The sequence below is a fragment of the Ornithinibacter sp. genome (assembly GCF_035443565.1).
Classification (GTDB): Bacteria; Actinomycetota; Actinomycetes; order Actinomycetales; family Dermatophilaceae; genus Fodinibacter.
Genome location: NZ_DAORSO010000144.1, coordinates 1 through 1,396 on the forward strand (window position 1 = coordinate 1; position 1,396 = coordinate 1,396).

Annotated in this window: 2 protein-coding genes; both read right to left on the reverse strand. The window is 73.4% G+C overall.

Going from position 1 to position 1,396, the window contains the following annotated elements; genetic code table 11:
* Window positions 1-369 (reverse strand): cupin domain-containing protein, encoded by a 369-nt coding sequence (locus PLL68_RS12010; protein WP_324534381.1) that lies wholly within the window; start codon window positions 367-369, stop codon window positions 1-3.
* Window positions 370-424: 55 nt separating this feature from the next.
* The coding region (locus PLL68_RS12015; protein WP_324534383.1) for a type III PLP-dependent enzyme at window positions 425-1,396 on the reverse strand (972 nt) is incomplete at its 5' end.

The following is a 1,396-nucleotide window of genomic DNA, read 5'->3' on the forward strand; positions in this document are numbered from 1 at the left end:
TCAGGCGGTCGGCGAGGCCCCGGAGGCGGCAGTCGCGGCCACGTCGACCATGACGAGGCTGAGGTGGCTCGGTGCGTCGGCGACCAGGGCGTGCCGCTCACCGGGGGCGAGGTAGATGACGTCGCCGGGCACCATGTGGTGCTCGGCGTCGCCGACGGTGAAGCGGATCGCGCCGTCGAGCAGCTGCACGACGACCGCCCGCGGCGAGGAGTGCTCGGTGAGCAGCTCCCCCTCGTCGAACGCGAAGACCACGACCCGCAGGGCCGAGTTGTTCACGACCACCCGGGACGTCGTCGATGACGGCGTGACCGGGATGCTCCCGAGCAGGTCGCTGTAGGCCAGGGAGGTCGCGAGGTCGGTGGTCGCCATGACTGCCACTGTAGCCAGCGCCGGCCGGGCCCGGTCAGCCCCTGACCAGCTCCGGTCAGCGGGTGATGACCGTCGGCAGCGGCGCGAACCCGTTGAACCCGACCGTTGAGTAGCAGGTCGAGTAGGCCCCGGCGGCGTGGATGCGCAGCTCGTCACCCTCGGCGAGGGTCAGCGGCAGCGACACCGGTGTCGTCTCGTAGAGCACGTCGGCGCTGTCACAGGTCGGGCCCGCGAGCACGCACGGCCCGCTCTTCCCACCCACCCCCGGCACCTCGAGCCGGTAGCGGATCGCCTCGTCCAACGTCTCGACGAGTCCGGTGAACACCCCGGCGTCGACGAACACCCAGCGCACCCCGCCGCGGTCGACGACTCCGACGACGCTGGTCACGACGGTGCCGGCATCCCCGACGATGCCCCGCCCGGGCTCCACGAGCGTGCGCGGCCGGTCGTCACCGAAGGCGTCGGCCAGGTGGGCCTCGATGGCCGCCCCGAACTCACTCACCGACGGCACCTCCCCACCCTCCAACGCAGCGGGGAAACCGCCCCCGAGGTCGAGCAGCCACGGCCGGATGCCGTGCGCCCGCACCGCCTCGAACACCCGAGCCGCCGAGCGGATCGGCGGCCCCCACGCCTGCGGGTCCCGTTGCTGGGACCCGACGTGGAACGAGACCCCGGCCGGGTCGAGCCCGAGGTGAGCGGCGTCGAGGAGCAACGCCACGGCATCCTCGACGGAGCAGCCGTACTTGCGTGACAACGGCCAGTCCGACCCGGACCCGGAGGTCACGATCCGCACGAGCACCGACGCGCCGGGCGCGGCATCCGCCAGCTTGGCGACCTCGCCCGGGGAATCGAGCACGAACAGCCGCACCCCGAGGTCGTGCGCCTCGCGCAGGTGGTCGCGGCGGGCGACGGGGTTGGAGTGCACGAGGTGGGATGCCGGGGCTCCCGCCGCGAGCGCGGCCCGCACCTCCGCGGGACTCGCGACGTCGAAGTGGCACCCGGCCTGCGCGAGCGCGCGCAGCAGCAC